The following is an 8167-nucleotide window of genomic DNA, read 5'->3' on the forward strand; positions in this document are numbered from 1 at the left end:
TTCTCCTCATAGGATGGATAGGCTCCCTACATTTTATAACGATATGCTCTTTGTGAATACAGGTAATTGAGAGCAATTATCAACAACATCGTGACAGATCCAGATGCATCGAGCAAAACATCCTGCACCATTCCGGTTCGATCCGGTGTAAACGTCTGGTGCCATTCATCCAAAACAGCCGTCATCACACTGCAAAAAGCGCTCCAGGGCAGTGCTTGCCCAAACGAGAGATGATGCGAAAATACGCGATACCAGCTATAAGCCAAGAAGGCAAAAACTGTAAAGTGTGTCCCTTTCCGTATCAAGAACTCGATAAAACCAGCCGCTCCCTTTTCTTCCAGGCTCACATCCTTGCCTCCGTACGGAATGGATATGTCGCCTATACGGTCCTGTAAGCTCTGTTCATCCACGAGCTTGTCTATCGTCCCTCGCATGTCTTGCTTGGCGTATGGCTGTGAAGAAGAAATGAACAACCCAAGCAGAATGGCAATCAAAAGCAAGTAATCCCATACTTTTCGATATCGACGCACGTGTTTGCTACCCCCTGCTTTCGATTCTCTTTCCTATCTTACCATGACGCATACCTGGTTAGTCGGTTACAGCTACGTGAACGATTGAAAAAGAAAAACGCCAACCTATTTTAGCGGTTGGCGTCATGTGTAGAAGAAGAAAGAGGCAGGAAGTCCTCTTGTACAGGCACATACCCCCGGGAATCGTGGTTCGATTCTTCGACTTGTCCTGTTTTTTGTGAGCGGGCTTGTTCCCGTTTTCTTTCTTTGAAATCGCGGCGACGTACTTGGTTGTTTTCCCACCAAATCCGCAAATGACGAGCGAGGATCGGCAAGGACATCTCAGAATGGGCAGTCTGTCTTTGCACAGCTGCATGTTGCATACCAGGAAGAAGTGCCATTGTGGCAAATGCCCCCATTAGAATGCCAAACAACAATACACTGGCAAAGGACGCAAATGAATCATTCCCATTACCCAAGCCCCCAGCTAGCGGAAGGCTAGCTAACGCGATCGCCAAATATATCCCCGATTGATTGACCATGATTCGTTTGGCCCCCAGCTTGATACCGTCCCAAACTCGCTCCTGTTCGGATTGGGCCTTGTACAGCTCATCCATCGCAAGAAGTGCCTGCAAAACGATGACGGCAATGGCAGCAATCATACCGTAGAAGCTCATAACGTTCATGGGTCGATCTAACCACAGCAATCCCAGCGCAAAGCCTCCAGACAAGACTGGCAAGAGAACGAGGGCAAATAATCCATCGCGCGTTCTGCGTTGCAAAAGCAAGCTCATGATAAGTACGAGGGCAATCAGACTGCCAATCGTCAAGAAGCGGCTGCTCCAATCAACCTTGTTGAGCTTTTTCTCCTCCAATTTCTTCAGCTCATCGTCGTTATATACCGTGTAGCCTTCAGGTATCGTTACCTTTTCTTGCATGGAATAAGGAATGATGTACGACCACAGCTCAATTCGACTTGGGTCTGAAACGGCACTGCTTACCTTGAAGACATACAGTCCGTCTTCCCGTTGATAAATAGGCGGTTCACTGCCGATCGACCAATCTACCAGCTCAGATAATCGCACCGTACCTTGTGAGGTTCGAATCAAAATATTTTTCACCTGATCCGGATAGTCCATCCACCCGTCAGGGAATCGGACGTGGATAGGTACCTGACGCTCATTCCAATAGACACGACCAGCTGTTTTTTCTCCCAAATAGCTCTCCAGTTGTCTCTTGATCTCCTCTTGCGTAATCCGGTAGCGTGCCAACATCTCTTGTTTCGGACGAATGTCGATAAAGGTACCCTCTGCACCTGGACCGATTCGTTCATCTGTTACCAATTCTTGCCCCTCTTTATCCTTCGCACTCTGTTTTTCCATGAATGCCAATACTTCATTGGCAATGTTCTGCGTCGTTTGCAAGGATGGCCCCATGATCGTCAAGACGAGACGAGTTGCCTTGTCTTTATTAATGACCAACGCAAACGGATCTGTCTGAGGAATATCTCGCAGCTCTTTGTCCAGTACTTTTTCCAGCTCCGAGACTGATTGCGTCCAATCGTATTTGTCCACGAGCTTTAGTTGAAAGCTCAGATTTTCTTCGGAGGCAATTGTGTAGACATCTCGGACTTCGTCAATGGCGAGCAAGCGCTCCTCAGCTATTTGTGCTGCCCGCATGGCCTCATCGATGCTGCTTCCCTGCACCATTGGCAATGAAAGCGACTTGTCGCCATAATCGAGCTTGGCGTACGGATCTACAAGAATAAATGACTTGAGCAAAAAGACAAAGACAAGCGAGGCAACCAGTGTGATTCCATAAGGCAAATACCCTTGTTCCACCAGTCGTTCCCAGCGATCTTGAAAATAACTTGTCACTTTATTGGAGGCCCGTGGTGTTTCCTCCTCTACTCGTTCGGAAGCTTCCAGCCATGTTCCTGTCAGTACCGGCGTGATAAATCCATAGATAAGAATAAGAGCAAACGTCCCCAGCAAAAGGACTGGCCAAGCATCGTACAAGACAACCTTGTCTTCTGCCTTGAGGAAATCAGTGAAAACGACACCTGTCCAACAGGCTGCCACTACGACAACCGTGAGCAAAAACGGCTTCATCAACCCCCACGCCACTTGCAAGCAACGAACAACCGAGTACGAGGGCAATCGAGAAAACTGATGAAACAACGCAGAGCCTGCTCCTGTGAACAATAGTGAAAACAACACGAGTGGTCCAAGCGTGGAGAGCGTCAATGGGATTCCCCAAAGCCACATGCTTCCAAGAACACTGCCGACCGCTAGAACGTTTGCCAAAAGCGCGAGTACAGCCCCTGACAATTGTTTTCTGGTCAGGTACAAAAAGAGCGAACAGATGACAGCAGTTAGAACAGCCAGTGTCCCAAGCTGTCTCAATGCAGCGGTGATAGTCTGCGCGTCGTCACGAAACAAATCGAGGCGGTACTTGCCGCCTGAAGCCTGATTCAACTCGCCAACCGCTTCCTTTACTTGCTTGCTGATCACAGGCAATTGCCCGACATCTGCTGCGTACACATTGATTCCTAATGCAGGCGAGCCTCGATACATCCCGATTTGTTCGCCTTTGCTCCCGCGTCGATCACGAATGTCAGCCAACGTATTTAGTGGTACGTATCCTTTATCGGTGGAGATCAAGTGCTTACCCAGATCTTGCAGCCCTTCCGATTTACTCGTCCATTGAATAATCGCTCGATCCTTATCAGCTCCAACAGAGCCTACCTCTTCTCCAACCACATCTGTCGGCAGTTGTGACAGAACATCAGCAGGTGTGAGCCCGTAGGCGAGTAGCATGGACGGTCGGAAAATAATATCTATCTGTTCTTTCAAGGCTTGCTTGTCCATTTCGATGCGAGCAATTCCTGGCAAATTGATCAGTTTGTCGTAGACGGTATTTTGGGCAACGTCAGACAAGGTCTGCAAGTCCGTGCCGTACAGGACATAAAAGCCAATTTTGCTATCTGCCAGATTGCTTTGACTGACGCTCCACTCCTGCACTGGCAGCTGCTTCGTGATTTCTCCCAGCTTCTTTTCCAGACGTTCCTTGTAATCCGAACCGATTTGTTCCGATGTTTTTACAGTAATAACCGCCGACCCCGTCCGAGATTCGGAACCAATCGTAAGCACACTGCCCAATGAACGTACTGATTCCTCTACTTTTCTCGCGACAGATTCGTCTACTTCCGCAGAGGAGAGTTTGGGTGCTGAGAGACTGATTGTATATTCAGGCACAGACCGATCCGGAAACGTCTTGATATCCAGACCGAACCAAGCTCCTACCGCAAGTAGACAGCAAATGACCGCCAAGATGCGGGCAAAGGAGGGGATAATCGATAAAAATGTCTTGTTATTCATCCGCCACCTTCACCGCCTCACCATCCACTACATACGACAAGCCTGCAGCAACAATCTGGTCACCAGGCACGAGGCCTTCCACTACCTCATAGAAGGTTCCTTGCAATGCCCCCACTTTGACAAACGTCTTTTCCACTGAATGTTCATTGATTTTCATGACGTAATATTCTTCATCAGAGACACCGATGCTGCTAACAGGAACGAGCGCAACATTTGACGCTGGCAGCGGATACTGACAAGTGACAGTCATGCCACCCTTCCACGCTACATTCTTGCCGTCTACGGTCACCTCTACTGGATAAGACCCCAAGCTAGTATCCATAACAGGTGAGACAAACGTCACTTTTCCTTCTGCTTCACTGCCATCCGGAGCTTTCACCTTTACCACTTTACCTGCCTGCCAATAACCGATCTGCTCCCTTTCTACCTGCAGCTTGACAAGCCAGGAGCTCGTATCGACCATCCGAATGACCTCTGTCCCAGGTCCGGCTTGCTCTGACGCAGTCTTGGAGATCGCTGCAACCACACCTGTAAACGGAGCTTTGATCACCGCATCAGCCGCTTCCTGCTTCGCGCGGCTCAATTGAACATTCGCCTGCTGGATACTTGCATTCGCTTCTTCGATATCCAGTGGATCGGCGCCCTTCAGCAGGTTGTTGTACGCAACTTTTTCTTCTTCCAGACTCAGCTCGGCCTGTCGCAGCGCTGAGGTCAGCTTGTCTTTTTCATCTTTCGAGATGGCTCCATTCGCATACAGAATCTCCGCTTTGGTGAGTTCGTCGCGAGCTTTTTGCATCTGTTCTCTCGCTTTTTCTACCTGTAGCTTCTTGGTCTGCACTTCATGACTCTCCGGTCCCTTGGCGGCCTTTTCCCGCTTGATCGCAGCACTTGCTACTTGTCCTTGGGCTGCGTGAATTCCTTGCTGCAAGGCCGTTCCATCTAATGTCGCCAACGTCTGCCCTGCCTTGACAGTGGCACCTTTTTCAACGAGAATGCCTGAAATTTTGCCTGAGGCCCCAAACGATAAAGCCAGCTCCTGACGCGGTGCCACTACACCAGCTACTTCCATCAGTCGCTCATCCTTGCCATTCTCCACCGTATACGCACTTACCGTTTTCACCTTGATGACTGTTTCTTCTTTCGTTCGTTTCAGACTTGAAACATCCTCATTTAGTTTTTCGCACCCTACGAGCAGCAGGACCACAACCGTGAGACTTATCCATTTATTCGTATTTTTCATTCCTGCAACCCCACATTTCTCCCTGAATCTTCCTATACTAACAAAGAATCGACGAATATTGACAAAATATATTTTACAGAAAAAAATGGTATAGTTGTACTACTTTTCTGTCATTTTACATTATTTTTTATAATCCAAATGTCTCGTCACTTGTTTGTAACTCGTATCTAGTATGATAGAAGGGCAGGGAAACGGGGCATCTGCACTGACCCTATTGTTAGCGCTTACACAAATCCTATATTTTTTCATGGTGGGAGTGATCGTCATGGCCAAAATTTACACTTCTTACACGGACATCGTGGCTGATATTCACGATGGTGCCACTTTATTAGTGGGCGGCTTCGGACTGGTAGGAATTCCAGAGAATCTGATTATCGCCCTGCGGGACAAAGCTGTGAAAAACTTGACAGTCGTCTCAAATAACTGTGGGGTAGATGATTGGGGACTCGGTCTCCTTTTACGCGAAAAGCAAATCAAAAAAATGGTCTCCTCTTATGTGGGAGAAAATAAGGAATTCGAACGTCAATTTCTGTCGGGTGAGCTCGAAGTCGAGTTGACGCCACAAGGGACGCTGGCGGAGAGAATTCGTGCAGGCGGAGCTGGTATTCCGGCATTCTATACCCCAGCTGGAGTCGGCACACCTATCGCTGAAGGACGGGAAACGCGTGATTTCGCAGGGAAAGAGTACTTGCTTGAGTACGGCATCACGGGTGATTTCGCACTGATCAAGGCGTGGAAGGCTGACAAGATGGGCAATCTCGTCTTCCGCAAAACAGCCCAAAACTTCAATCCGATGATGGCAGCAGCCGGAAAAATTACCATCGTCGAAGTAGAAGAAATGGTAGAGACAGGTGAACTGGACCCTGAGCATATTCACACACCAAGTGTCTATGTGCAACGTGTGATACAGGCACCTTCGTTCGAAAAACGCATCGAACGACGCACTGTCCGCTCGTAAGCAGCAAAAGAGAGAACCGGATTACATTCAAGGGAGGAAAACACAGATGTCGCTTACACGTGAGCAAATCGCCACTCGTGCCGCCGGGGAAATAGAAGATGGCTTTTACGTAAACTTGGGGATTGGAATGCCCACGCTCGTCGCCAACTACATCCCGGAAGGAAAAACGGTTGTTCTGCAATCGGAAAACGGCTTGCTTGGAATTGGCCCTTACCCGACAGAGGAAAACCTAGATCCTGATCTAATCAACGCCGGAAAAGAAACCGTTACGGCTATTCCAGGTGCAGCCTACTTCTCCAGTGCTGAATCGTTTGCGATGATTCGCGGCGGCCATATCGACCTCGCTATATTGGGGGCGATGGAGGTTTCTGCTGCGGGTGATCTCGCAAACTGGATGATTCCTGGCAAAATGGTCAAGGGCATGGGTGGTGCCATGGATCTCGTCCACGGCGCGAAAAAAATCGTCGTCATCATGGATCATGTCAACAAGCATGGTGAGACAAAAATCTTGAATGAATGTGCTCTGCCACTTACCGGCAAGAAGGTTGTCAACCGTATCATTACGGACAGAGCAGTCATGGACGTCACACCAGATGGGCTCGTCCTCGTCGAAGTAGCAGAAGGCTATACAGCGGAAGATATCCAAGCCTGCACACAACCTACGCTAGTTATCTCTCCTGAACTGAAAACAATTGGGCTGTAACCTATTTTTCAGGTACAGAACCCCGTTAGTGAATAGCCGACTTCATCGCAGCTGCGTGAAGTCGCTTTTTCTTTCCTTTTTTTGCTTGGTATGGGCACACTTGCGTGGTCGCCTCCTTCTCACCTTTTCGTATATAATATGGATGATCCATCAAATTTCCCAGTATCTGAGAGGAAGAGATTCCATGTCAGGAACAGTCGGTTGCTTACTCATCCATGGATTTGCCGGAGACATCAACGACATACTCCCACTCGCCAAAAAGCTCCGCGAAGCTGGCTATCAGGTGGAATGCCCTACCTTGGAGGGACATGGGACTACTCGTCGACACATGGCAAAAAGCACCCGCCACGACTGGCTCCGCTCGGCAGAAGAAGGCTACAAGCGACTGTCCATGCGTGCTGACACCATCGTGGTTATCGGATTTTCCATGGGAGGACTGCTCGCCTTTCACTTGACGACGAAATACCCCGTCGCCCTGCTGATTACCATCAATACCCCTTATAAATATTGGGATGTCAAAGAGGCGATGCACTATTTGCGTGAGGATTTCTCTACCCACTCCAAACGCTACATACATGGCATCGGCAGAATCCCTATTAGCAGTATGCTGCAATTTCGCAGACTGTTGGCAGAAACGAAGCCGCTTTTGCCTCAAATTACGACCCCTTATTTCCTGCTGCAAGCAAGGCGAGACGACACTGTACACGCCGTGAGCGCACAAATACTCGCAACCAGCGTAGACGAATCGGCCTCCCCGCAAATCACCTGGTACGAGCATTCGAACCATATGCTGCTGCACGGTCCGGACAAGGAAGCAGCCATTGCTTACGTCATGACAACTATTAAGAAGCGCTTTCCATCTTGATCAGCTTTGGTCGGCCCAACCATACAAGCCCGACCAGAAGCAAGATGATCGCTATTCCGGTGTACATTGGACTCAGACCAACCTGTTCATCCAGCCAGAAGGCTAAGAGCGGCCCCAGCGCTGCGCCCAGGTCACTTACAACTGAGTATTGTGTCATTACTGCTTGGCTGTTGGCCTGTCTTGCAGCTTCATCTGCCGCAAGGGTATCCATCACGGTCGTGATAATCGTTGCGGTCAGCTGGATGCCGAATAAAATCGCAAACCATAGAACAAGCGAAGACGCTGCCTGCAACACGGCAAACAGAACGGAGGCGACTAGCAATGTCCCGATGAATAAATTCGTCCGGCCATGCCTGTCCGACAATTTGCCTACCAATGGGGCAGCCCACGGCTCCCACCCCCAGCGAATGCCTTGGATCACACTTGCAATCACCGCTGCCCCCAGCACGACTCCGCCAATCATGAGAAGCGGTTCGCGTACTTCGATCACTCTGCTCAACGTGGAGGTAAAT

7 protein-coding genes are annotated in these 8167 nt (G+C 49.3%); 3 read left to right on the forward strand and 4 right to left on the reverse strand.

The window, feature by feature from the left end:
- Positions 1 to 26: 26 nt before the first annotated feature.
- The 3 genes from PMI05_RS05755 to PMI05_RS05765 all read right to left on the reverse strand — a co-directional run bounded on the left by PMI05_RS05755 (position 27) and on the right by PMI05_RS05765 (position 5129).
- Complete coding sequence (locus tag PMI05_RS05755; RefSeq protein ID WP_007718543.1) at positions 27 to 530, reverse strand: VanZ family protein; 504 nt, start codon at positions 528 to 530, stop codon at positions 27 to 29.
- 110 nt (positions 531 to 640) lie between these two features.
- Positions 641 to 3889 carry an efflux RND transporter permease subunit gene (locus tag PMI05_RS05760; protein WP_007718544.1) on the reverse strand — a complete coding sequence of 1083 codons (3249 nt, stop codon included), beginning with the start codon at positions 3887 to 3889 and terminating at the stop codon, positions 641 to 643.
- Entirely contained in the window at positions 3882 to 5129 is a 1248-nt protein-coding gene (locus PMI05_RS05765) for an efflux RND transporter periplasmic adaptor subunit (protein ID WP_007718545.1), read from the reverse strand. Before PMI05_RS05765 ends, PMI05_RS05760 begins: the two co-directional genes overlap by 8 nt.
- 265 nt (positions 5130 to 5394) lie before the next feature.
- Between PMI05_RS05765 and PMI05_RS05770 the strand changes: the two genes are divergently transcribed.
- From PMI05_RS05770 to PMI05_RS05780, 3 genes are all read left to right on the forward strand, one after another.
- Positions 5395 to 6087 (forward strand): CoA transferase subunit A, encoded by a 693-nt coding sequence (locus PMI05_RS05770; protein WP_007718546.1) that lies wholly within the window; start codon positions 5395 to 5397, stop codon positions 6085 to 6087.
- A gap of 46 nt (positions 6088 to 6133) precedes the next feature.
- Positions 6134 to 6790, forward strand: coding sequence for a CoA transferase subunit B (locus tag PMI05_RS05775; RefSeq protein ID WP_007718547.1), 657 nt, complete (start codon positions 6134 to 6136; stop codon positions 6788 to 6790).
- A 100-nt stretch (positions 6791 to 6890) separates the two neighbouring features.
- Positions 6891 to 7655, forward strand: coding sequence for a carboxylesterase (locus PMI05_RS05780; RefSeq protein WP_081496797.1), 765 nt, complete (start codon positions 6891 to 6893; stop codon positions 7653 to 7655).
- On the opposite strand, the gene PMI05_RS05785 is transcribed toward PMI05_RS05780, so the two are convergent.
- Positions 7633 to 8167 (reverse strand): MFS transporter (locus PMI05_RS05785; protein ID WP_007718549.1); only part of this gene is annotated, 535 nt, incomplete at its 5' end. The two genes, PMI05_RS05780 and PMI05_RS05785, sit on opposite strands and share 23 nt — an antisense overlap.

This window comes from Brevibacillus sp. BC25, assembly GCF_000282075.1.
In the GTDB taxonomy this organism is placed as follows: Bacteria; Bacillota; Bacilli; order Brevibacillales; family Brevibacillaceae; genus Brevibacillus.

Bases quoted from the DNA above. Each gene is read 5' to 3' on its own strand.
- PMI05_RS05760 (WP_007718544.1), bottom strand. From the start codon at position 3,889: ATGAATAACAAGACATTTTTATCGATTATCCCCTCCTTTGCCCGCATC.
- PMI05_RS05765 (WP_007718545.1), bottom strand. From the start codon at position 5,129: ATGAAAAATACGAATAAATGGATAAGTCTCACGGTTGTGGTCCTGCTG.
- PMI05_RS05770 (WP_007718546.1), top strand. From the start codon at position 5,395: ATGGCCAAAATTTACACTTCTTACACGGACATCGTGGCTGATATTCAC.
- PMI05_RS05775 (WP_007718547.1), top strand. From the start codon at position 6,134: ATGTCGCTTACACGTGAGCAAATCGCCACTCGTGCCGCCGGGGAAATA.